At 66.6% G+C, this 19,759-nt stretch carries 24 protein-coding genes; 7 read left to right on the top strand and 17 right to left on the bottom strand.

Annotation, left to right across the window (positions count from 1 at the left end; all coding sequences use genetic code 11):
- Window positions 1-33 precede the first annotated feature (33 nt).
- The 3 genes from pdeM to G570_RS00720 are packed head-to-tail and all read right to left on the bottom strand — an operon-like array spanning window position 34 to window position 1,476.
- Complete coding sequence (gene pdeM, locus G570_RS00730) at window positions 34-696, bottom strand: ligase-associated DNA damage response endonuclease PdeM (RefSeq protein WP_037498106.1); 663 nt, start codon at window positions 694-696, stop codon at window positions 34-36.
- 28 nt (window positions 697-724) lie between these two features.
- Window positions 725-1,180 (bottom strand): hypothetical protein, encoded by a 456-nt coding sequence (locus tag G570_RS00725; RefSeq protein ID WP_037498103.1) that lies wholly within the window; start codon window positions 1,178-1,180, stop codon window positions 725-727.
- A complete protein-coding gene (locus G570_RS00720) occupies window positions 1,180-1,476 on the bottom strand; it encodes a hypothetical protein (RefSeq protein ID WP_051504468.1) in 297 nt (98 codons plus the stop codon). The genes G570_RS00725 and G570_RS00720 overlap by 1 nt, the downstream gene beginning before the upstream one ends.
- 100 nt (window positions 1,477-1,576) lie before the next feature.
- Here G570_RS00720 and G570_RS00715 point away from each other — a divergent pair, with 100 nt between their 5' ends.
- Window positions 1,577-3,079, top strand: coding sequence for a M20/M25/M40 family metallo-hydrolase (locus G570_RS00715; RefSeq protein ID WP_037498101.1), 1,503 nt, complete (start codon window positions 1,577-1,579; stop codon window positions 3,077-3,079).
- 11 nt (window positions 3,080-3,090) lie between these two features.
- On the opposite strand, the gene G570_RS00710 is transcribed toward G570_RS00715, so the two are convergent.
- Complete coding sequence (locus G570_RS00710; RefSeq protein WP_037498098.1) at window positions 3,091-5,499, bottom strand: ligase-associated DNA damage response DEXH box helicase; 2,409 nt, start codon at window positions 5,497-5,499, stop codon at window positions 3,091-3,093.
- A 56-nt stretch (window positions 5,500-5,555) separates the two neighbouring features.
- On the opposite strand from G570_RS00710, the gene G570_RS00705 reads away from it, so the two are divergent.
- Window positions 5,556-6,554 (top strand): ligase-associated DNA damage response exonuclease, encoded by a 999-nt coding sequence (locus G570_RS00705; RefSeq protein ID WP_037498095.1) that lies wholly within the window; start codon window positions 5,556-5,558, stop codon window positions 6,552-6,554.
- Here the strand turns inward: G570_RS00705 and G570_RS14020 are convergent.
- The 3 genes from G570_RS14020 to G570_RS00695 form a co-directional block, all read right to left on the bottom strand.
- Complete coding sequence (locus G570_RS14020) at window positions 6,551-6,685, bottom strand: hypothetical protein (protein WP_281169490.1); 135 nt, start codon at window positions 6,683-6,685, stop codon at window positions 6,551-6,553. The genes G570_RS00705 and G570_RS14020 overlap by 4 nt on opposite strands.
- Window positions 6,686-6,773: 88 nt before the next feature.
- Entirely contained in the window at window positions 6,774-8,156 is a 1,383-nt protein-coding gene (gene pgmG / locus G570_RS00700) for a phosphoglucomutase/phosphomannomutase PgmG (RefSeq protein ID WP_037498092.1), read from the bottom strand.
- A 21-nt stretch (window positions 8,157-8,177) separates the two neighbouring features.
- Window positions 8,178-8,975: a division plane positioning ATPase MipZ gene (locus G570_RS00695; protein WP_037498086.1), complete on the bottom strand. Its 798-nt coding sequence runs from the start codon at window positions 8,973-8,975 to the stop codon at window positions 8,178-8,180.
- An 83-nt stretch (window positions 8,976-9,058) separates the two neighbouring features.
- Here G570_RS00695 and panC point away from each other — a divergent pair, with 83 nt between their 5' ends.
- Entirely contained in the window at window positions 9,059-9,916 is an 858-nt protein-coding gene (gene panC, locus G570_RS00690; RefSeq protein WP_037498083.1) for a pantoate--beta-alanine ligase, read from the top strand.
- Window positions 9,917-9,994: 78 nt separating this feature from the next.
- Entirely contained in the window at window positions 9,995-10,297 is a 303-nt protein-coding gene (locus G570_RS00685) for an SEL1-like repeat protein (protein WP_037498080.1), read from the top strand.
- Window positions 10,298-10,352: 55 nt separating this feature from the next.
- Here G570_RS00685 and pal read toward each other — a convergent pair whose 3' ends face one another.
- The 6 genes from pal to G570_RS00655 are packed head-to-tail and all read right to left on the bottom strand — an operon-like array spanning window position 10,353 to window position 14,568.
- Complete coding sequence (gene pal / locus G570_RS00680; protein ID WP_156930266.1) at window positions 10,353-10,871, bottom strand: peptidoglycan-associated lipoprotein Pal; 519 nt, start codon at window positions 10,869-10,871, stop codon at window positions 10,353-10,355.
- A gap of 23 nt (window positions 10,872-10,894) precedes the next feature.
- Window positions 10,895-12,190, bottom strand: coding sequence for a Tol-Pal system beta propeller repeat protein TolB (tolB, locus tag G570_RS00675; protein WP_245600229.1), 1,296 nt, complete (start codon window positions 12,188-12,190; stop codon window positions 10,895-10,897).
- 11 nt (window positions 12,191-12,201) lie between these two features.
- Complete coding sequence (locus G570_RS00670) at window positions 12,202-12,987, bottom strand: hypothetical protein (protein WP_037498075.1); 786 nt, start codon at window positions 12,985-12,987, stop codon at window positions 12,202-12,204.
- Window positions 12,984-13,427, bottom strand: a complete 444-nt coding sequence (locus tag G570_RS00665; RefSeq protein WP_037498073.1) for an ExbD/TolR family protein — start codon at window positions 13,425-13,427, stop codon at window positions 12,984-12,986. Before G570_RS00665 ends, G570_RS00670 begins: the two co-directional genes overlap by 4 nt.
- Window positions 13,427-14,110 carry a protein TolQ gene (gene tolQ / locus G570_RS00660; RefSeq protein ID WP_037498070.1) on the bottom strand — a complete coding sequence of 228 codons (684 nt, stop codon included), beginning with the start codon at window positions 14,108-14,110 and terminating at the stop codon, window positions 13,427-13,429. The genes G570_RS00665 and tolQ overlap by 1 nt, the downstream gene beginning before the upstream one ends.
- Window positions 14,110-14,568, bottom strand: a complete 459-nt coding sequence (locus G570_RS00655) for a YbgC/FadM family acyl-CoA thioesterase (protein ID WP_156930265.1) — start codon at window positions 14,566-14,568, stop codon at window positions 14,110-14,112. The genes tolQ and G570_RS00655 overlap by 1 nt, the downstream gene beginning before the upstream one ends.
- A gap of 117 nt (window positions 14,569-14,685) precedes the next feature.
- Between G570_RS00655 and G570_RS00650 the strand changes: the two genes are divergently transcribed.
- A complete protein-coding gene (locus tag G570_RS00650; protein WP_037498065.1) occupies window positions 14,686-15,132 on the top strand; it encodes a hypothetical protein in 447 nt (148 codons plus the stop codon).
- Entirely contained in the window at window positions 15,125-15,343 is a 219-nt protein-coding gene (locus G570_RS00645) for a helix-turn-helix transcriptional regulator (protein ID WP_037498062.1), read from the top strand. The genes G570_RS00650 and G570_RS00645 overlap by 8 nt, the downstream gene beginning before the upstream one ends.
- On the opposite strand, the gene G570_RS00640 is transcribed toward G570_RS00645, so the two are convergent.
- Together G570_RS00640 and ruvB are read right to left on the bottom strand one after the other, a co-directional pair.
- Window positions 15,291-16,451 (bottom strand): DUF3089 domain-containing protein, encoded by a 1,161-nt coding sequence (locus G570_RS00640; protein WP_051503896.1) that lies wholly within the window; start codon window positions 16,449-16,451, stop codon window positions 15,291-15,293. The genes G570_RS00645 and G570_RS00640 overlap by 53 nt on opposite strands.
- The gene (gene ruvB, locus G570_RS00635) at window positions 16,448-17,485 is read right to left on the bottom strand and encodes a Holliday junction branch migration DNA helicase RuvB (protein WP_037498058.1); all 1,038 of its coding nucleotides are present in this window, start codon (window positions 17,483-17,485) and stop codon (window positions 16,448-16,450) included. The genes G570_RS00640 and ruvB overlap by 4 nt, the downstream gene beginning before the upstream one ends.
- Before the next feature lie 97 nt (window positions 17,486-17,582).
- On the opposite strand from ruvB, the gene G570_RS00630 reads away from it, so the two are divergent.
- Complete coding sequence (locus G570_RS00630) at window positions 17,583-18,704, top strand: dipeptidase (protein ID WP_051503895.1); 1,122 nt, start codon at window positions 17,583-17,585, stop codon at window positions 18,702-18,704.
- Between the two features lie 2 nt (window positions 18,705-18,706).
- Here the strand turns inward: G570_RS00630 and G570_RS00625 are convergent, their stop codons facing one another.
- Both G570_RS00625 and ruvA read right to left on the bottom strand, forming a co-directional pair.
- Complete coding sequence (locus G570_RS00625) at window positions 18,707-18,961, bottom strand: hypothetical protein (RefSeq protein WP_156930264.1); 255 nt, start codon at window positions 18,959-18,961, stop codon at window positions 18,707-18,709.
- Window positions 18,958-19,554: a Holliday junction branch migration protein RuvA gene (gene ruvA / locus G570_RS00620; protein ID WP_037498053.1), complete on the bottom strand. Its 597-nt coding sequence runs from the start codon at window positions 19,552-19,554 to the stop codon at window positions 18,958-18,960. The genes G570_RS00625 and ruvA overlap by 4 nt, the downstream gene beginning before the upstream one ends.
- Window positions 19,555-19,759 lie beyond the last annotated feature (205 nt).

The raw sequence follows: 19,759 nt of genomic DNA, 5'->3' as shown, positions 1-19,759 counted from the left end.
CGAGCGGCAAGCCGGGAACCCGGCGAAGCTGGCCTAGGCGGCGATCGGGAAGCGGAGCAGGCGGTCGGTGACGGGAACCAGCGCCGATGCGCCCACGCCGACTTTCTTCAGGATTTCAGGGTGGTGGGCATCGAGGCCGCCGGTCAGCGCGCCATAGGCGGGCAGGATGAGCTTGGTGTCGCTCATCACGAAGCAGCGGCGCGAGACGTGGCGGCCCTTCATCCTAAGGCGCAGCTTGGGATGGTAATGGCCCGACATTTCCGGGGCCGGATCCTGCGCAACGGCTTCGTGGCGCAGCGCGATGCCGCCGACAGTCGCTTCCTCGACAATGCGGCCGCCGCAATGGTCGATGAAGCCAGCATCATGATTGCCGGTGATCCACACCCAGTCGATGCGGTCGGTGAGCGCGGTCAGTAGCGTGCGCGCGCGCTCCGGCAGGCGGTCGCAGCCGAAGCGGTCGTGGAAGCTGTCGCCGAGGCAATAGAGGCGGACGGCATCGCTGCGATCGACGTCGCGGGTGAGGGCCTCCAATGTGGCGATGCTATCGTAGGGCGGCAGCATCTGGCCTAGCCGCGCAAACCAGCTCGCCTTTTCCAGATGCAAGTCGGCCACCAGCAACGCCCGCTCGGCGCGCCAGAACAGCGCGCCGTCGGGGCTGGCGAGAAAATCGTGATTCGCGAACGAAAAGGGAACCATCACAACCGCCGCTAACCGGAAAGCGACGCTATTCCAAGTGGTTCATGATGTGATCGCGCAGCGCCCGGGCATCGTGCAGCGCATTGTGCGGCACCGCGCTGTTGGCCGCGGTCGAAAATCCGTGGAGCGGAACGAAGCGCAGCGTCAGCGGCGGCACGCTTTTCATCCGGCCGGGCCCGGTGACCAGCAGCATCGAAATCTGGGCGAGGTCCTCGGGCCAGTCGGCAATGATGTCGGGCGCTTCGTCATGGGCGAGCCAAGTCGCGAGCGCGTCGGCTGCGGCCTCGCGCGACAGGCGGGGGCCTTTCAGGGCTTCGGGCACCATGTCGAGGAAAGGCACGACGTGGCGTTGGACCCATTCGTCGCGGACCTCGGGCTGGTCGATGACGACGTAGAATTCCTCGCTCCCATCCTCTGGCACCAATGCGAGGCTCAGCAGCGCGCCGCCGAAGCCGTCATATTCGGTGTCGAGGAAATAGCGCATCAGTCCTTTGGCTCCGGCGGCGGGACATAGGCGGGCTTGGGCGGGCAGGGCTCGCCCGCTTCGCGCAGCTTGTCGCACGCTTCCTGCCACAGGCGGACCCGCTTGCCGTAATCTTCCTCCGCCTTGCGCAGCTGGCGACCGCGCTTTTCGTCGGCTTCGGACTGGCTGGTGGTGACCGCATCGACCCCTGCGCCGACTGCCTTCACCGGCAAGGTGACGACATCGACGGCGGTCTTGGCGATGGAGACACATCCGCCCAGCGACAGGGCGGCGAACGGGACAAGCAGGATACGCATGGCGGCTTTGTGCGGCATGCTCGCGCTCATGTCGAATCCGGGCTGGACCGGCGATGAATGTCGGCGCAGGTTGCCCGCCACATCAAGCAGGGGGACTCGCATGGCTTTCACCGCACGCGCCGTTTCGTTCATCGCTCTTTCGCTGCTGTCGGGCACCGCCCTTACACGTTCGCCCGACCCCGTCGCCAAGGCGATCAAGGCCGACGAGCCCGCCGCGATCGAGCGGCTGCGGCAGTGGATCGCGCTTCCCACCATCGCCAACATGGGCGTCAATCACGCCGAGGGCGCGGATTATATGCGCCGTCTCGCGCTCGACGCGGGGTTCCAGCAGGCCAAGGTGATCAAGACCGACGGCGTGCCATCGGTGTTCGCGACGCTCGATGCCGGCGCGCCGGTCACGCTGGCGGTCTATTTCATGTACGATGTGAAGCATTATGACCCGGCCGAATGGTCGAGCCCGCCGCTGGAAGGAAAGCTGGTCGACCGGCCGGGCGAGGGCAAGGCGATCGTCGGGCGCGGCGCGGTCAACCAGAAGGGGCCGGAAACCGCGTTCCTGGCCGCGATCCGCGCTTTCAAGCAGGCCGGGGTCAAGCTGCCGGTCAATCTCGTGCTCGTCGCGGAAGGCGAGGAGGAGATCGGCTCGCCCCACTTCCCGCAGGCGCTCGCCGCACCCGAGGTGAAGGCGGCGCTGGCCAAGGCGTCGGGCATCTTCATTCCGTCGGCATCGCAATCGGCGACGGGGTCGGTGTCGACCGAACTGGGCGCCAAGGGCGTGATCGAGGTGCAGCTGATCTCCAGCGGCGCGAAATGGGGTCGCGGGCCGAACAAGGATATCCATTCGAGCCTGATGGCGAGCGTCGACAACCCGGCATGGCGCTTGGTGAAGGCGCTCAACACGCTGGTCGAAGAGGATGGCTTCACCCCCGCGATCGACGGCTATTTCGACAATGTCCGCCCGCTCACCGCCCGCGAAAAGCAGATCATCGCCGAGGAAGTGAAGGCGGGCGACGAAGCCGACGTCAAAAAGGTGCTGGGCCTTAAGGTTTGGGCCAAGGACGAGGATTTCCTGACCAGCTCGATCCGGCTGGCACAGCGGCCGACGGTCAATATCCAGGGGCTGGTCAGCGGCTATATGGGGCCGGGCGGCAAGACCATTTTGCCGGGCCGGGCAGAGGCCAAGCTCGACCTTAGGCTGGTGCCCAACATGACGTTCGACGAAGCGGTGTCGAAGCTGAAGGCCCACCTCGCCAAACGCGGCTATGGCGACATCGAAGTCAATGTCAGCGGCGGTTACAGCCCGACCGAGGTGGCGGAAGACAGCGCGCTGATCCGCGCCAGCATCGCGACGCTCAATGCTGCGGGGATCGAGAATACATTGTCGGCGCGGTCGGCGGGGAGCTGGCCCGGGGTGATGTTCACCGGTGCGCCGCTCAAGCTGCCGGCGGCCGGCTTTGGCGCGGGACGCGGCGGCGGGGCACATGCCCCCAACGAATGGTTCCTGGTCGAAAGCAGCAATCCCAAGGTTGCGGGCTTCGCCGAGCAGGCGCGGGTCTATGCCGACTTCCTCTACGAATTCGCCAAGGTCGCGCCGAAGAAGCGCTAGAGCCTACAGCGTCAGTCGGGCCGCATCGCTTCTTCGGCCAGCGCCTCGGCCTCGATCAGCAGGGCTTCGTCGGCGGTGCCGCCGGGCGCGGCTTCGCGGCCGATGACGACCATCAGCGGGACGGCGAGCGGGGTGACGCGGTCGGCCTTCACATGGACCATCGTCGCGGCGGCGCGATCGACGAGGCGGGCGAGGCGGCCCAGCTCGGTCATGCGCGCGCGGGCGTCAGTCCAGGCGGCCTGGAGCAGCAGGTGGGCGGGCTCATATTTGCGCAGCACGTCGTAGATGAGGTCGGTCGAGAAGCTGACCTGCTTGCCGGTCTTGCGCTTGCCCGGATGCTGGCGCTCGACGAGCCCGCCGATAACGGCGACTTCGCGGAAGGCGCGGCGCAGCAGGTGCGACTGTTCGACCCAGTCGACAAATTCATGTTCGAGGATGTCGGGCGAGAAGAGCGGGCGGGGATCGTCGACCGGCTCGAGGCTGTAGACCGCCAGCGCATAATCATTGGCGACGAAGCCCAGCGGTTTGAGCCCCGCGCTCTCCATCCGCTTGGTGATCAGCATGCCGAGCGACTGGTGCGCATTCCAGCCTTCGAAGCTGTAGATGCACATGTAATGCACGCCTTCGCGCGGGAAGGTTTCTACCAGCAGCTCGTCAGGCTGGGGCAGGATCGAGCGGCGCTGCTGCACCTCCAGCCATTCGCGGACATCGTCGGGAAAGCGGTGCCAGTCGTCGGGGCGGGCGAGATAGGCGCGGACGCGGTCGGCAAGGTGGGTCGACAGGCTCATCCGCTGGCCGCCGTAGGTGACAAGGCGGGCCTGCTTGGCCGAGGCGCGGACGAGGATGTCGGTGTCCTTGAACTGGATCACCTCGAGGCTGAGGCCGGCGAAGAAGATATGGTCGCCGACGCTCAAAGTGGAGCCGAAGCCTTCCTCGACCCGGCCCAGCATGCGCCCGTTTTTGAAGCGCACGTCCATCATCGGATTGTCGACGATAACCCCGGCGTTGAGGCGGTGCTGGGCGATCACGGCTGGCTTGGTGATGCGCCATTGGCCGGGGGCATATTCGACCAGTCGCTTGAACTTGTCGTAGGCGCGCAGCGAGTAGCCGCCTGTCGAGATATATTCGAGGACGAGCCGCCAGACTTCATCGGTGAGGCCCGCATAGGGCGCGGCGCTGCGCACTTCGTCGAGCAGTTCGGCCTCGTCGAAGGGACCGGCGCAGGCGATGCCCATGATATGCTGGGCGAGCACGTCGAGCGTGCCCGGGCGGAAGATTTCAGGGTCGAGCTCGCCCGCGTCGACCGCGTCCAGCGCTGCGCGGGCCTCGAGATATTCGAAGCGGTTGCCCGGCACGATCATGCCCTTGGACGGTTCGTCGAGGCGGTGGTTGGCGCGGCCGATCCGCTGGAGCAAGCGCGAGCTGCCCTTGGGCGCCCCCATCTGAACGACGAGATCGACATTGCCCCAGTCGATGCCGAGGTCGAGCGAGGCTGTGGCGACCAAAGCGCGCAGCTTGCCCGCCGCCATCGCCGCTTCGACCTTGCGGCGGGCCTCGAGGCTCAGGCTGCCGTGGTGGATGCCGATCGGAAGCGCATTGTCGTTGGCGGTCCACAGCTCCTGGAAGATGAGCTCAGCGAGGCCGCGGGTGTTGGAGAAGATGAGCGTCGTCTGATGCTGTTCGACCTCGGCCATGACCGAGCGCGCGGCGTGACGGCCGCTGTGCCCGCCCCACGGGATCTTGGCGTCCGGGATGAGGATCGACAGGTCGGGCTCGGCCCCGCGCTCGCCCTCGACCATTCGCACCGCGTCGATGTCGGCATCGGGCGCGAGCCAGCTACGGTAGGCGTCGGGGTCCGAGATGGTGGCGGAAAGGCCGACGCGGCGGAGGTCGGGCGCCAGCTTTTGCAAGCGGGCTAGCGCGAGGGCCAGCAGGTCGCCGCGCTTCTCCTTGGCGAAAGCGTGGATCTCGTCGACGACGACGGTCTTCAACCCTTCGAACAAGGTCGCGCTGTCGGGGTAGCTCAAGAGCAGGCTCAAGCTTTCCGGGGTGGTCAGCAGGATCTGCGGCGGGCGGGCGCGCTGGCGGGCCTTGCGGTCGGATGGCGTGTCGCCGCTGCGGGTTTCGACGCGGATGTCGAGGCCCATTTCTTCGATCGGGGTGAGAAGGTTGCGCTGCACGTCGACCGCCAGCGCTTTCAATGGCGAGACGTAAAGGGTGTGGAGGCCCTCGGCCGGATTTTCGATGAGGTCGACCAGCGTCGGCAGGAAGCCCGACAGCGTCTTGCCCGCCCCGGTGGCGGCGACCAGCAGCGCATGCTCGCCCGCCCGCGCCGCATCGAGCATCGCCAGCTGGTGCACGCGCGGATGCCAGCCGCGCGCTGCGAACCAGTTCGTCAGGACTGCGGGCAGGTCGGTCAATCAAACTCCCATCGGCGAGGGAACTTGAGCGCCGTTCCCGGGCTTATCAACTGGCAATGGCCCGTCTCGGTTCATGGATCGAGCCTTTTCCGGAAGGCATCTACGTCAAACCCGCCGACGCGTGGGTCGATCCCTCGCGTCCGAAAGCGCGGGCGCTGGTGACGCACGGCCATGCTGACCATGCCCGCGGCGGGCATGAGGCGGTGTGGGCGACGCCCGAAACGCTGGCGATCATGGGTGTTCGCTATGGCCAGCAGAACGAACAGCCGGTCGCTTATGGCGAGACGATCCGGCTGGGCGAGGTCGATGTCAGCTTCGTTCCTGCCGGCCATGTGCTGGGTAGCGCGCAGATCGTGCTCGATTACAAAGGCGAGCGGGTGGTGGTGTCGGGCGATTACAAGCGCCGCCCCGATCCGACCTGCGAACCCTTCGTCGTGACGCCGTGCGACATCTTTATCACCGAGGCGACCTTCGGCCTGCCGGTGTTCCGCCATCCCGGCACGGGCAGCGAGATCGACCGGCTGCTCCACCGGCTCCATGCCGAACCCGAACGCTGCGTGCTGGTCGGCGCCTATGCGCTGGGCAAGGCGCAGCGGGTGATCAGGGAATTGCGCGACCGGGGGCATGACGCGCCCATTTATTACCATGGCGCGATGGAGCGGCTGTGCCGCCTGTATGAAGAGTTGGGCGTCAATCTGGGCGAACTACGCCCTGCGACCGGCGCGGCGAAGGACGACCTGAAAGGTCATATCATCATCAGCCCGCCGAGCGCGCTGAACGACCGCTGGTCGCGGCGGCTGCCCGATCCGGTGACGGCGATGGCGTCAGGCTGGATGCGCATCCGCCAGCGTGCGCGGCAGCGCAATGTCGAACTGCCGCTGGTCATCTCGGATCATTCGGACTGGGACGAACTGACCCAGACCATCCGCGAGGTCGCGCCGAAGGAAGTGTGGATCACCCACGGCCGCGAGGATGCGCTCATGCACTGGTGCATGCTCAACCAGATCAAAAGCCGCGAACTCAACCTCGTCGGCTATGAAGATGAAGACGACTAAAGGTAGTCGCTGGCGTCGTTCCAGGGATCGAAATCGACCTCGAACGCCATTGCCTTCCTGATCGCGATCGCCGCGCCGACCAGCAGCGCGCCGCCGATCCACCAATTCTTCTTGCCCATGATCCAGTCCATCGTCGGCCTCCACCCCGGTGAGACGCCTTGTTCCTCACCGCCAATAGAGTCCGGATCATGAACGATGCGTGGCCGAAATAAGACAGGCCTAGTGCGTGTCGTCGTCGCCAAGCTCGATGCCCGACAGCGCGAGCTGGCGGTCGATGTCGGCCATCAGCCGGTCGAGACCAACCTGGTCCTTCGCTTCGGCCCGCGCCACGAGGACGTCCTGCGTGTTGGAAGCGCGGAGCAGCCACCAGCCATCGTCGGTCTTCACGCGGACGCCGTCGGTAGCGTCGACCGCGGCGCCCTCGGCAGCGAGCCGGGCAGCGACTTCCTTAACCGCGGCGAACTTACGTGCCTCGTCGACCTGGAAGCGCATTTCGGGGGTGGCGACGCTGATCGGCATTTCGCTTTTCAATTGGGTCAGCGATTTGCCGCTGGCCGACACCGCGCGGATCAGCCGGATGGCGGCGTTGAGCGCGTCGTCGAAGCCGTACCATTCATGCTTGTAGAAGATGTGCCCGCTCATCTCGCCCGCCAGCGGAGAGCCGGTTTCCTTCATCTTGGCCTTGATCAGGCTGTGGCCGGTCTTCCACATCAGCGGCTGGCCGCCCATTTCGGCGATGCGGTCGAACAGGGTCTGGCTGGCTTTCACATCGGCGATGATGGTCGAACCGGGCAGCGCCTGCAGCACCGGGCCGGCGAGGATCATGACCAGCTGGTCGCCCCAGATGACGCGCCCTTCGCCGTCGACCGCGCCGATGCGGTCGGCGTCGCCGTCGAAGGCGATGCCGAAGTCGAGGCCCTTTTCGGCGACGAGGCGCTTCAGGTCGCCGAGGTTCTTTTCGACCGTCGGGTCGGGGTGGTGGTTAGGGAAGGTGCCGTCTACCTCGGTGTAGAGCGAATGGTGCTCGCCCGGCAGCTTATCGAGAAGTCGCTCCAGAATCGGCCCGGCAGCGCCGTTCCCGGCATCCCAGCCGATCCGGTAAGCGTTACCGTCGAAATTCTTGAGAAGCGCATCGATGTAGGCATCGCTGACGTCGGCGTCGCTGACCTTACCCTGTCCTTCGCTCCAGTCTCCGGCGGCGGCACGGCGGCCGAGGTCCTGAATTTCCGCGCCGAACACCGAGCGGCCGTTCAGCAACATCTTGAAGCCGTTATAGTCGCCGGGATTGTGGCTGCCGGTGACTTGGATGCCGCCTTGCACGTCCAGGGTCGCCACCGCGAAATAAAGCAGGGGCGAGGGCCCCATGCCGACGCGCACGACATCGAGGCCGCCCGCGGTCAGGCCGTCGATCAGTGCGGCTTCCATCGCCGGTGAATGAGTGCGGCCGTCGCGGCCGACGGCAACCTTCGTCGCGCCTTCGGACGCCGCGAGCGCGGCATAGCTTCTGCCGAGCGCGCGCGCATCGTCCTCGCCCAGTGTTTTTCCGACGACGCCGCGAACGTCATATTCGCGCAGGATGCTACGATCGAACTGATGGGTCATGATGAACGAGCCTTAGCGGGTTCAGCCCGCGGCGGCTATCGGCTCGTTGGTGGCGGCTTCGCCCGGGATGTCGAGGCTGGAGATCATCTCGCGAAGCTCTTGCCGTGCGGCGACGTGGCCGAGACCCACTTCGCCGATTTCGTGGAAGTCGAGCAGGGTTAGCCCCTTCGGGAACAGTTCGCGGTAGATGACGCGTTCGCCAAGGCCGGGGATGACGCGAAAGCCGACGCGGCGGGCGAGCTCGTCGAGCGCAGCGCCCACACGGACGAGGTTGTGCGACTGGATATGCTGCAGGCGGTTCCTGAGCACCACCCAGTCGACGCTCTTGCCGGTGGCTTTGGCGCGCTGGGTGCGGCTGTTCCAGATCAGCTCGGCATAGAAGCTGGGGCGGGTGATCTTGAACGTGTCGGGGTGGACCTGGCCGATGAGGTCGAGGTCGACGAAGCTGTCGTTCATCGGCGTGACCAGCGTGTCGGCGCGCAGGATGGCGGCGCGGGCGATGGCGTCGTCGCGCCCTGGCGTGTCGACCACGATCACATCGGCATTCTGTTCAAGCCGGGCGAGGGCGGCGGCGAGCGCCTCTTCGGTCTGGTCTTCGAGGACTTCGTAGCTGGCCTGCGGGATGGCTTTGTCGAGCCGCTTCATCGTCGCGTCGCGATTTTCGAGGTAGCGCGTCGTCGTGCGCTGGCGGTGGTCTAGGTCGAGCACGCCGACCTTGTGACCCGACGCGGCGAGCGCGATCGCAGTGTGGACCGCGGTCGTCGATTTGCCGGTGCCGCCCTTTTCGTTGGCGAAGACGATATAATGCACATGGCCCATGGCCGGAACTACCCCTTGTTTAACCTCCCGCCGCGCCCCTAGAACGCGGCCCCACTGACAGGTGTATCGGAGCGCGGAATCGCATGCAAACCGTTCGTGATGGGGAAGGGCTGGCCAAGGCGTTGCGGGCGATGCGCACGGCGGGCGAAACGGTGGCGCTGGTCCCGACGATGGGCGCACTGCACGAAGGCCATCTGGCGCTGGTGGCGGAAGCGAAGCGACGGGCAGACCGGGTCGTGGTGTCGATCTTCGTCAACCCGACGCAGTTCAACGACCCCGCCGACCTGGCCCGCTACCCGCGCGAGGAAGAGCAGGACGCGGTCAAGCTGGTCGCCGCGGGGGCAGACCTGCTCTGGCTGCCGACCGCCGAGCAATTTTACCCCGACGGATATGCTACCACGGTGAGCGTCAAGGGCATCAGCGACCGCTGGGAAGGCGCGCACCGGCCGGGCCATTTCGACGGCGTGGCGACGGTGGTGGCCAAGCTGTTCATCGCGGTGATGCCCGATGTGGCGGTCTTCGGGGAGAAGGACTGGCAGCAGCTTGCGGTGGTGCGGCGGATGGCGGCCGACCTTGGCCTGCCGGTGAACGTCGTCGGCCTGCCGACCGTCCGCGCCGACGATGGGCTGGCGCTATCGTCGCGCAATTCGTTGCTCGGCAGCGAAGAGCGCAAGGCGGCGGTTGCGCTTGCCCAATCATTAAATGCCGCCGCGGCCGGGATCGCACGCGGCGAGGCGGTTGGCACCGCCCTCAACCAGGCAATCCGCACGGTCAAACAGGCGGGCTTTGGTCCCGTCGACTATCTCACGTATGTCGACGGCGCGACCCTCGAGCCGCTGGACGGCGCGCGGAGCGGCGGGCGGCTGATCGCGGCCGCTTTTTTGGGGAAAATCAGGCTGATCGACAATATTCGTGTCATTTTGGACACAGAAGTCGATTAAGGTCACCGGCGTGTTAACCATTTGTTTGGGTCTCGGGCCGAATTCTCCGTTCCAACGAAGGAACAGGGGAATTTCATCATGGCGATCAGTCAGAAGAGTGCCGACTTCCTCCTCCGCAGCCGCCTCGCGGATGCCGAGCGTGGCAATATCGATGCGCTGTACGATCTTGGCGTAAGCTATTCGACGGGCCGCGGCGGTGCGCCGGTCGACCTCGTCGAAGCGCACAAATGGTTCAACCTCGCCGCGCTGTCGGGCGATACCCGCGCCCAGGCCTGCCGCGCCGAAATCTCGTTCGACATGACCGCGCGCGAAATCGCCGAAGCCCAGCGCCAGGCGCGGGCCTGGCTGAGCTCGACGGTGCTGCATCGGAACGCTGCCTGAGCTGGGCGCCCGATAACCCGACACGCCTGAAGCGTGCCGGGTCTCCGGCTCAGCTTTAGCGGATAATTACCGTCACGGCGCGGCGGTTCTGCGCCCAGGCTTCCTCATTGCTGCCGACGGCGACGGGGCGTTCCTTGCCCCAGCTGGTGACCACCAGTCGCGTCGAAGGCACGCCCTGCGACACGAGATAATCGCGCGCCGCATTGGCGCGGCGTTCGCCCAGCGCCTGGTTATATTCGCGCGTGCCGCGTTCGTCGGCATGGCCTTCGATCGACGCCCGGACATTGGGATTGGCCAGCAGCCAGCGCGCCTGCGCGGCCAGCGTCGCCTGGCTGGCGGCGTCGATCGCATATTCGTCGGTCCCGAAATAGACGGTGTCCGAACCCGCCTTGGCGACGAGATCGGCCTGCAGCGCGGGCAGTTCGACCACTTCCAGCGAATTGGGGTCGGTCGAATTGGGATCAGTCGCAGGGGTCTGTACCGCGGCAGGGGTTTCGGGGGCGGCGCGCTTGTTGGTGCAGGCGCCGAGGGTCAGGGCGACGGCGGTCATGCCGACGAGGACGATCTTGTTCATGCTTCTACTCCTAAATTCCCTGTTCAATTGTTGAGCGGCGACCAGCTGGGATCGGAGCCGCCGACCGGGGTCGGAAGCCGCCGCGCCGGGCCGCCATTGATCGAAACCGCGTAAAGCCGGGCATCGCCGGTGGCGCCTTGGCTCTGGCGGTGGAACATCACGAACTGGCCGTTGGGGGCCCAGCTCGGCTGTTCGTCCTGCCAGCCGTCGGTAAGGATTTTCTCACCCCCGCCGCCGGCGTTCATCACGCCGATGCGGAACGGGCCAGCGATCTTGGTGAAGGCGATGAGGTCGCCGCGCGGGCTCCATGCCGGCGATGCATAGCGGCCGCCGCCGAAGGTGATCCGGCGCTGGCCGCTGCCGTCGGCGTTCATCACGTAGAGCTGCTGCGTGCCGCCGCGGTCGCTTTCGAAGACGATGCGGCGTCCGTCGGGCGAGAAGCTGGCCGAGGTGTCGGCGCCGGGCGTGCTGGTCAGCCGCTGGATCGGCCCGAGGTTGGTCGACACGCGATACAGGTCGGTGTTGCCGCCTTCGGCCATCGAGAAGACGACGCTCTGCCCGTCGGGCGAAAAGCGCGGGGCGAAGGTGATGTGGTCGCCGGGGATCAGCAGCCGTTCGCTGCCGCTGGCGACATCGTGGAGCAGCACGCGCGGCTTGCGGCCGATGTAGCTGACATAGACCAGCTTGTCGCCGCGCGGGGAAAAGCGCGGGGTGACGACGGTCGACCGGCCGATGGTTAGGTAGCGATGGTTACTGCCGTCGCTATCCATGATGGCGATGCGCTTTTGCCGGTTATTCTTGGGCCCGGTCTCCGCGACATAGACGACCTTGGTGTCGAGGAACGGCTGATTGCCGGTCAGGCGCGCGTAGACCATGTCGGCGCAGCGATGCGCGGCGCGGCGCCAGTCGTCGGGCGCGACCGCGACCGCTTCGCTGGCGAGCTGGCGACCAGCGGCGATGTCGTGGAGGTAACAGCCGACCGTGATGCGACCGTCGGGGCGCGGTTCGAGATAGCCGCTGACGAGGTTGGCGGCGCCGGTCGAACGCCATTCGCCATAAGCGGGGGCGGCGGCCTGCTCGGGAGCGTAGCCGGGCAGGCCGTTGGGCCCGATCGGCGTGAAGGCGCCGGTCGAGCGGAGGTCGGACGCGACCACTTCGGCGACCTGCCGACCCGGATCGCCGGGCATGGCAGGCACGGCGATGGCAGCGGGCGCGTTGGTGCCGCCGACGACGTCGACTTCGAGCGGCTGGCCACTGTCCTGGCCGAGCGCGGCGGACGCGAGGGGAAGTACGAACAGGGCGGCGATCTTGTGCTTCACAATGCCTCTCCTCAGGGAAGGTTGTAGGTCAGGTTGAAGTTATTCCAGCCGCTGCCGCTGCTGGTCCGGTAAAGCTCGTCGGGCAGGCCGCGGAACGGGGCGCAGCCGGCGACGATCGCCAGCGCGAGGTCCTTTACCCGCTCCTCATATTGTTCGTTGTCGCCATCGACGCCCGAGGTCGAAACGACCACCGGCGGGCGCTTGAGGCGGCCGTTGGGAAGCAGCTGCAGGTTCATCTTGACCCGGATGCGGCTGGCGCCCGGGCCGGGATTGACCTGGCGATCGGCGCACGGCTGGACCTGGCGACGGATTGCCTGCTGGATGCCGGCCATGGCCGAAGCGCTGACGGTTGCCGGCGCGGCCCTGGCGCTGGTCGAGGGACTCTCGGCAATTCCTTTAAGAAAATCGTCGCCGAGGCGCGGCGCGCGAGGTGCAGGCTTGGCAGGGGCGGGCCTGGCCGGTGCGGGCCTTGCGGCCGGCTGTATCGTTTTCGGTACCGGGCGCGGCAGGGGTTTTGTGGCCAAGGGGGTTGGCGCGGGTGCCGGCGCGGGAGCGACCGTCGGCTCGTCCGGCTCGGGCACGGGCTCGACCGTCGGGGACTGCGCCGCGGGGGCCGGTGCGGGCGGTTCGGGACTGGCGGACGTCAGCCCGACCTCGTCGACGAAATCGACCTCCATCGACGGCGGTTCGGGTGTGCTTACGACGTGGGCAAGGCTCAGCGACATCGCACCGATCAGCGCCACGTGGAACAGCAAGGCTGCCCCCGTGCCGGTCCATTCGGCGCGATCGAGCTTCACTGGTCCTCGCCTCCCACGCTGACCAGCGCGACGCGGTTGAGGCCGGCGCGATTGAGTTCGCCCATCACCTTCATCACCCGGCCATAGTCGAGTCCCTTGTCGGCGCGCAGGTAGATGCGGCGGCCTTCGGGCGGCTGCGGCTGCGCGGCGATGGTCGCCAGCTTCTGCGGCAGGGCGGCCTCGCCGACGGGGATGTCGTCGACGGTGATGACGCCCTGGCCGTCGATGGCGATGTTGACCGGCTCATTTTTCTGGTCGAGCGCGCCGGCGCGGCTTTCGGGCAGGTCGATCGGCACGCCCGCGACCAGCAGCGGCGCGGTGACCATGAAGATGATCAGCAGCACCAGCATCACGTCGACCAGCGGGGTGACGTTGATTTCCGCCATCGGCGCGCGGCGCCCGCGCCCGCGGCGGTTGCCGGAAGGAAGGCTGGCGCCCATCAGCCGACTTCCAGCTCGCGGCTCAGCGTTGCGTGGAAGCGGTCGGCGAAGCGGCCGAGCTTGGCTTCCAGCCGATCGAGGCCGTGGGTCAGGCGGTTATAGGCGATGACTGCCGGGATGGCGGCGAACAGGCCGATGGCGGTGGCGAACAGCGCCTCGGCGATGCCCGGAGCGACCACGGCGAGGCTGGTGTTGTTCGATCCGGCGATGGCGGTGAAGCTGCGCATGATGCCCCACACCGTGCCGAACAGCCCGACGAAGGGCGCGACCGACCCGACGGTGGCGAGGATGTTGAGGCGGTCGCCGAGGCGATCGAGTTCTGCCGCCACCGCCGCGTTCATCCGGCTGGCAAGGCGTTCGCGGGTGCCCGCGCGGTCGATCTGCGCGGTCTTGGTCGAGCGGCGCCATTCGTCCATCGCCGCCGACATGACGACCGCGATCGGCAGCTTGTCGTTCTCACGCTGGCGGTGGAAGGCGTCGATGTCCTGCGCCGACCAGAAGTCCTGTTCGAACTTGTCGGTCTGCCGGTTGATGCTGCGAAGGCGGATCGAATGGGTGAAGATGATCGCCCAGGTCCAGACGCTCGCGGCAAGCAGGCCGAGCATGACGATTTTCACGACGATGTCCGCCTGCATGAACAGGTTGAGCGGACTCATGAGGTCGGGGGAAGCGGTAAGCGGCATTAATCCTCTTGTCGTTCGAGTGCCTTGAAAGTTTCGACCCATTCCGCGGGCTGGCGGACCGGGCGGCCTTGCGGGGAGACGAGCGCCGCGGTGACCGTCGCCTCCGCCAAGACTTCACCTGCGCGCATGACCCGTTGATGAATGAGGCAACTGGCGGCGCGCACGCCGGTGACGCGGCTGACCACCAGCAAATCGTCGTCGAGCCGGGCCGAGCGGCGCCACTTGATGTCCATTTCCGTGACGGCATAGGCGCCGCCGCCGGCATCGAGGAAGGCGCGCTGGTCGATCCCCGCCGCGCGGAGCATGTCCGACCGCGCCCGTTCGAAGAAACGCAGATAGTTGGCGTGGTAGACGATCCCGGCGGTGTCGGTGTCTTCGAAATAGACGGTCAGCGCGAAGCGATGCTCCGTACCGACGAAGCCGCCGCGATAGGGTATGTCGAAAGGCGATGGGTCCATCACCACCGCCTTAACCATCAGCGGGCCGAAGGGGCAAGTATGGCGCGGCGAAACGGGGCTTGACGACGATGTAACGCTCAGGTTACATGTAACGCATAGGTTACTAAAGAGGGTGGCATGAGCGAAAAATCACTGGGCGAGCGCGCCGACGAACTGACGAGCCGCCGGGCACGGATGTTTCCGATGATGGCGATCATCTTTCTGGCGCAGCAGGCCAGCTATCTCAGCGATACCCATGGATCCCGCCCGGTCGACCATTTCAAGATCGGCGCGTGGATCGTCCTGTCGCTGGTCCTGCTGGCGGCCCTTTATACTGGCGGTTTCTGGATGAAATCGCGGCAAATGCGCGAGCTGCTGAACGACGAAAGCACCCGCGCGAACCGCGCTACCGCACTCGGCGACGGCTTCCTGGCGGCGATCCTGACGGCCATCGCCTGCTATTTCATCAACCAGCAGGAACCGATGCGGGGCGACGAGCCGGCACATCTGGTGGTGACGCTGGGAATCGTGACGGCGCTGGTCCGCTTCGGAATGCTTGAACGACGCGCATCGCGCGATGGCTGAAACGCTGGGTAACCGATTGAAGGAACGGCGGGCCGAGCTCGGCCTGACGCAGGCGGAGCTGGCCGAAGCGTGCGGCGTGACGCGCAAGACCGTCAACACGGTCGAAAACGGGGTGTTCGTTCCTTCCGCGCTGCTGGCTCTGAAAATGGCCCGCGCGCTCAGCGTGGCGCCGGAGCAGCTGTTCTGGATTGAAGGGGGGCAGCAGCCTTAGGCGAGTTGAGGCCTTCCACCGCGCGGACAAGATTGCCCTGCGCGGCATTGACGTCGGCAAGGTGCATGCCCCAGCCGGGAAGGAAGAAGCCGAAGGCGCCGACTTCGCCGCCCACGCGGTCGGTGCGCTTGTCGGCGGGGTCGGCGTTGGTGCGGATCGACAGGTAGCCGCGCGGCCCGTCGTTGACGCACTTCGCCGATACCAGCCCCTCCGTGCGCAGATAGGGGGTGGGCGGTGCGCCTTCGCTCGACCATGCGATCGGCCCGCCGGGAACGGGCAGGTTCGACCGAGCATACCAGTAGCTTTCAAGCGGCACCCAGTCCCTGGCGCCCGGCGCGGCCGGATTGGTACAGGCGACCGTCATGCCGGCCTTGTCGGCATAGCCGAACAGTGCGCCAACGGGAGGGACGTTCCTCTCACGAAAGCTGACCCAGCTCATCACGCAGCCGGTCTGGCCGGTGCGGGTGCAGATCGGCGTCGACTTGAACGTGCCGCCGACCGCCCGGCCCTGCGGCACCAGCACGTTGAAGCCGGGAATGATCGCCAGCTTCATTCGCTTCGCCTCCGGCCGGCCTTCGATGTCCTTGGCCAGCAGCTGCTGGAGCATCAGCGAACCCTGGCTGTGACCGAGCAGGATGAAGGGACGGCCCTTGTTGTAGCGAGCAAGATATTCGGCCCACGCCTTGCGAACGTCGGCGTAGGCGAGCATCGCCGGCTGGGTCACGTCTCCGCCGGTCGCGGCGACACCTACCGCGCCGACCGTCATCGACCGGTAGATCGGCGCGTAAAGGCGACAGGCCTGGGCGAAGCGGGCAAATTGAGTCTGGACCGCCGCCTTTTCCTCGCCGTCGCCGGGGACGAGATCGCTGTTGAGGCCGCTGTCGCGGCTGACCGTCGGATAGACGATGAAGCAGTCGACGTCCGGCGACTTGCCGCCGGGGCGCGGGATCGTCGCGCCATAGCCGTTCGGACCCAGTTCGGTGGTTCGTAGCGGCACCGCGCAGGCATCGGCGCGACCCGGCAGGCACAGCCAGTTCGCCTCATCGGAATAATTGACAGACGAGGCGGGGAGTGCGGCCGCTACGGCGGCGAGGAACAACGACATCATTTCCCTTCCGGGTCGAACAATCCTGTCTGGCTTCCGGCGGGCGGGGTAAGGCCCAGATGCTGCCAGCCACGGCCATTGAGGCAGCGCCCTCTTGCTGTTCGGGCGATGAGTCCGAGCTGAATGAGATAGGGCTCAACCACATCCTCAAGCGTATCGCGCGGCTCGCTGAGGCCGGCCGCCAGGGTCTCGATGCCGACCGGGCCGCCGCCGTACAGGTCGGCGATCATGGTGAGGTAGCGCCGGTCCATCGCGTCGAGGCCGAGGTGGTCTATCTCCAGCCGCTGCAGCGCGCGGTCGGCGACGGCGGCGTCGATGGCGTCGGCGCCAGCGGCATGGGCAAAGTCACGGACGCGGCGCAGCAGGCGACCGGCGATGCGCGGGGTGCCCCGGCTGCGGCGGGCGACTTCGCGGGCCCCGTCCGCGGTGAGCTCGGCCGATAACAGGCGGGCGGCGCGGGTGACGACTTTTTCCAGTTCTTCGACGGTGTAGAAATTGAGCCGGACCGGGATCCCGAAGCGGTCGCGCAACGGCGTGGTCAGCAGGCCCTGCCGCGTCGTCGCGCCGACCAGCGTGAACTTGGGCAGGTCGATGCGGACCGAGCGGGCGGACGGGCCTTCGCCGATCATCAGGTCGAGCGCGCGGTCCTCCATTGCAGGATAGAGCACTTCCTCGACCGCCGGATTGAGGCGGTGAATTTCGTCGATGAACAGGACGTCGCCGTCTTCGAGGTTGGTGAGCAGCGCGGCCAGGTCGCCCGACTTGGCGATGACCGGGCCGCTGGTGGCACGGAATCCGACGCCCATTTCGCGAGCGAGGATGCCGGCCAGCGTGGTCTTGCCGAGGCCCGGCGGGCCGAAGAAGAGGACATGGTCGAGCGCTTCGTCGCGCGCCTTGGCGGCGTTGACGAAGATGCGAAGATTCTCGCGCGCCGCCTGCTGGCCGACGAATTCGTCGAGGCTCTTGGGGCGCAGCGCGGCATCCGCATCCTCGGCGGTGCGTTCGGGCGTCGTCAAGCGGGCAGGATCGGTGGCCATTGGCTATCGCTTACCATGGCGCGCGCGGTTGGACAGCCCTTGCGTCGTCATGACTTCAGGCGCAGCGTGCCGCGCATCAACTTAGGGGGCAAAAAGCATGGAACTGACTCGTCGCTCGATCCTGGCCTCCGGCGCCATGCTGGCTGCTGCACCGCTCGCCGCCAAGGCGCCGAAAACCGCCGCCGGCTGGTACGACAATGCCATCGTCATCGACGCCCTAGGCGGGATGGGCGACCCCTATGGCGAACCGGACGTCACCCGGCTTACCGACAAGGCGTGGGCCGACATGCAGGCGACCGGCGTCACCGCGCTGCGCGACACCGTCTTCCCGGTCGGCAATGTCGCCGATCCGTGGGGCGAATATCAGAAGTCGATCGGTCAATTTCACGATTTCTACCACGCCAATCCGGACCGCTTCATCCTGGTGCGGACGGCCGCGGACCTGCTCAAGGCCAAGCGCGAGAAGAAATTCGGCTGGATCATCGGCACGCAGGATACATGCATGATCGGCACCGAGCTCGACCGGCTGGCCCAACTCAAGAAGGACGGCGTGATGACCGTCCAGCTGACCTACAACAACGGCAATCTGGCGGGCGACGGTGCGCTTGAACCGCGGCTTGGGGGCATCACCAAATTGGGCCGTGCGACCATCGAGAAGATCGAGGCGGAAAAGCTGCTGCTCGACCTTGCCCATGGCGGGGCGCGGACGATGATAGAGGCCACCCAACATGCCAAGCGGCCGATGGTGATCAGTCACACTGGCGCACGGGCCCTCAACGACCATCCGCGCAACACCGGCGACGAAACGATCAAGGCGGTGGCCGACAAGGGCGGCGTCGTCGGCGTCTATTTCATGCCGTACCTCGCGCCCGACATGAAGCCGTCGGGCGAAGCGCTGATCGCGCACATCGAACATGTCGCCAATGTCGCGGGCGAGGATGGTGTCGGCATCGGCACCGACAATGGCGTCCTGCCGATCGTCCTCGACGAAAAATCGAAGAAGGCGATGGACGACTGGACGCTGGAGCGGATCAAGCGCGGCATCGCGGCGCCGGGCGAGGCGGTCGGCGTCTACACGCTGGTCGCGGCCTACAACAGCATCGACCGCTACCGGCGGCTGGGCAACGACCTCGCCAAGCGCGGGTGGACGAGCGCGCGGCTCGAAAAGCTCTTCGGCGCCAACTTCCTGCGCGTCTATAAGGATGCTTGGGGCGGGTAGGGCTAGCGCCAGCGCGGAACGAGGTGGCCGAACACGCCGGGCGAAAGCTCCGTGGCGGCAAACTCGCGGGTCGAGCCTGCCAGCTCGACCTGGTAAATGTCGAACTGGTATGGCGTCATCGGAAAGCGCGCCGTCCGATAGCGCACGGAGCGCCCAGTTGATCGCACCTGTCGGCCAACGAGCGAGCAGCCGTCGATCGACAGGTCGTCGAAACGGCCGGTCGCGCCGACGAAACGCCAGCGCAATTGGTCAATCACTTGGCCGCTTTCTTCAGTGCGAGGCGGACCAGCGCGTCGAGGGTCGCGCCATCGCCAAGCTCCTCTGCCGCTTTCACCACAGCCGCGCTGGCTTCGGCGGGCTTGAAGCCGAGGTTGGCGAGGGCGGAGAGGGCGTCGGCTGCCGCGCCGCCGCGGGGAGCGGGCGCGCCGGCGACCGAGGCGAGTGTCGGGCTGCCGAGCTTTCCAGCCAGTTCGTTGACGATGCGCATAGCAAGTTTGGGGCCGACGCCGTTGGCGCGGGCGACCATCGCCTTGTCACCGTGCGACACCGCGGCGGCAAGTTCGGATGGGTCGAGGACCGACAGGATCGCGAGCGCGACACGCCCGCCGACGCCCTGCACGCTGGTCAACGCGCGGAAGCTCTCGCGTTCACCGGGCGAGCCGAAGCCGAACAGCGTCCAGCCATCCTCGCGAACCTGCAGTTCGGTGAGGAGCGTCACACTGCCGCCCGGCGCACCGATGGCGTCGAGGGTGCGGGCGCTGAGGTGCACCAGATAACCGACCCCATTCACATCGACGATGGCGTGGTCGGCGGCGCTTTCGAGCAGGGTTCCGGCGAGGCGGGCGATCATTGCGGCAGGTCTAAGCCAATTCGCGCCCCGCGCAAGGCACCGCCACACGGCGAAAGCGCGCAAAGCTGTCATCATATTGTGCTACAGCATGCACTTCGCTGATTGTCGGAGTCGCGGGAGGGCGCTCGTTCCTTTCGAGGAACGGGATGGCTTTGGGCTTCTCGAAATGCCGCTGCACCAGCGATCGGGCGGGGAACATGAAGGA

Source organism: Sphingomonas jaspsi DSM 18422 (genome assembly GCF_000585415.1).
GTDB lineage: Bacteria > Pseudomonadota > Alphaproteobacteria > Sphingomonadales > Sphingomonadaceae > Sphingomicrobium > Sphingomicrobium jaspsi.
The sequence above is the reverse complement of the archived record's forward strand: the minus strand, read 5'-3'. Positions and strand labels throughout refer to the sequence as shown.

Coding starts and splice junctions, on each gene's coding strand:
- G570_RS00655 (WP_156930265.1), bottom strand. CDS start 14,568: ATGGACCCATCGCCTTTCGACATACCCTATCGCGGCGGCTTCGTCGGT.
- G570_RS00630 (WP_051503895.1), top strand. CDS start 17,583: ATGGAACTGACTCGTCGCTCGATCCTGGCCTCCGGCGCCATGCTGGCT.
- G570_RS00720 (WP_051504468.1), bottom strand. CDS start 1,476: ATGCGTATCCTGCTTGTCCCGTTCGCCGCCCTGTCGCTGGGCGGATGT.
- G570_RS00640 (WP_051503896.1), bottom strand. CDS start 16,451: ATGATGTCGTTGTTCCTCGCCGCCGTAGCGGCCGCACTCCCCGCCTCG.
- pgmG (WP_037498092.1), bottom strand. CDS start 8,156: ATGACCCATCAGTTCGATCGTAGCATCCTGCGCGAATATGACGTTCGC.
- tolQ (WP_037498070.1), bottom strand. CDS start 14,110: ATGCCGCTTACCGCTTCCCCCGACCTCATGAGTCCGCTCAACCTGTTC.
- G570_RS00645 (WP_037498062.1), top strand. CDS start 15,125: ATGGCTGAAACGCTGGGTAACCGATTGAAGGAACGGCGGGCCGAGCTC.
- G570_RS00695 (WP_037498086.1), bottom strand. CDS start 8,975: ATGGGCCATGTGCATTATATCGTCTTCGCCAACGAAAAGGGCGGCACC.
- pdeM (WP_037498106.1), bottom strand. CDS start 696: ATGGTTCCCTTTTCGTTCGCGAATCACGATTTTCTCGCCAGCCCCGAC.
- G570_RS00685 (WP_037498080.1), top strand. CDS start 9,995: ATGGCGATCAGTCAGAAGAGTGCCGACTTCCTCCTCCGCAGCCGCCTC.
- ruvA (WP_037498053.1), bottom strand. CDS start 19,554: ATGATCGCCCGCCTCGCCGGAACCCTGCTCGAAAGCGCCGCCGACCAC.
- pal (WP_156930266.1), bottom strand. CDS start 10,871: ATGAACAAGATCGTCCTCGTCGGCATGACCGCCGTCGCCCTGACCCTC.
- G570_RS00725 (WP_037498103.1), bottom strand. CDS start 1,180: ATGCGCTATTTCCTCGACACCGAATATGACGGCTTCGGCGGCGCGCTG.
- G570_RS14020 (WP_281169490.1), bottom strand. CDS start 6,685: ATGGACTGGATCATGGGCAAGAAGAATTGGTGGATCGGCGGCGCGCTG.
- G570_RS00715 (WP_037498101.1), top strand. CDS start 1,577: ATGGCTTTCACCGCACGCGCCGTTTCGTTCATCGCTCTTTCGCTGCTG.
- G570_RS00665 (WP_037498073.1), bottom strand. CDS start 13,427: ATGGGCGCCAGCCTTCCTTCCGGCAACCGCCGCGGGCGCGGGCGCCGC.
- G570_RS00705 (WP_037498095.1), top strand. CDS start 5,556: ATGGCCCGTCTCGGTTCATGGATCGAGCCTTTTCCGGAAGGCATCTAC.
- panC (WP_037498083.1), top strand. CDS start 9,059: ATGCAAACCGTTCGTGATGGGGAAGGGCTGGCCAAGGCGTTGCGGGCG.
- G570_RS00650 (WP_037498065.1), top strand. CDS start 14,686: ATGAGCGAAAAATCACTGGGCGAGCGCGCCGACGAACTGACGAGCCGC.
- ruvB (WP_037498058.1), bottom strand. CDS start 17,485: ATGGCCACCGATCCTGCCCGCTTGACGACGCCCGAACGCACCGCCGAG.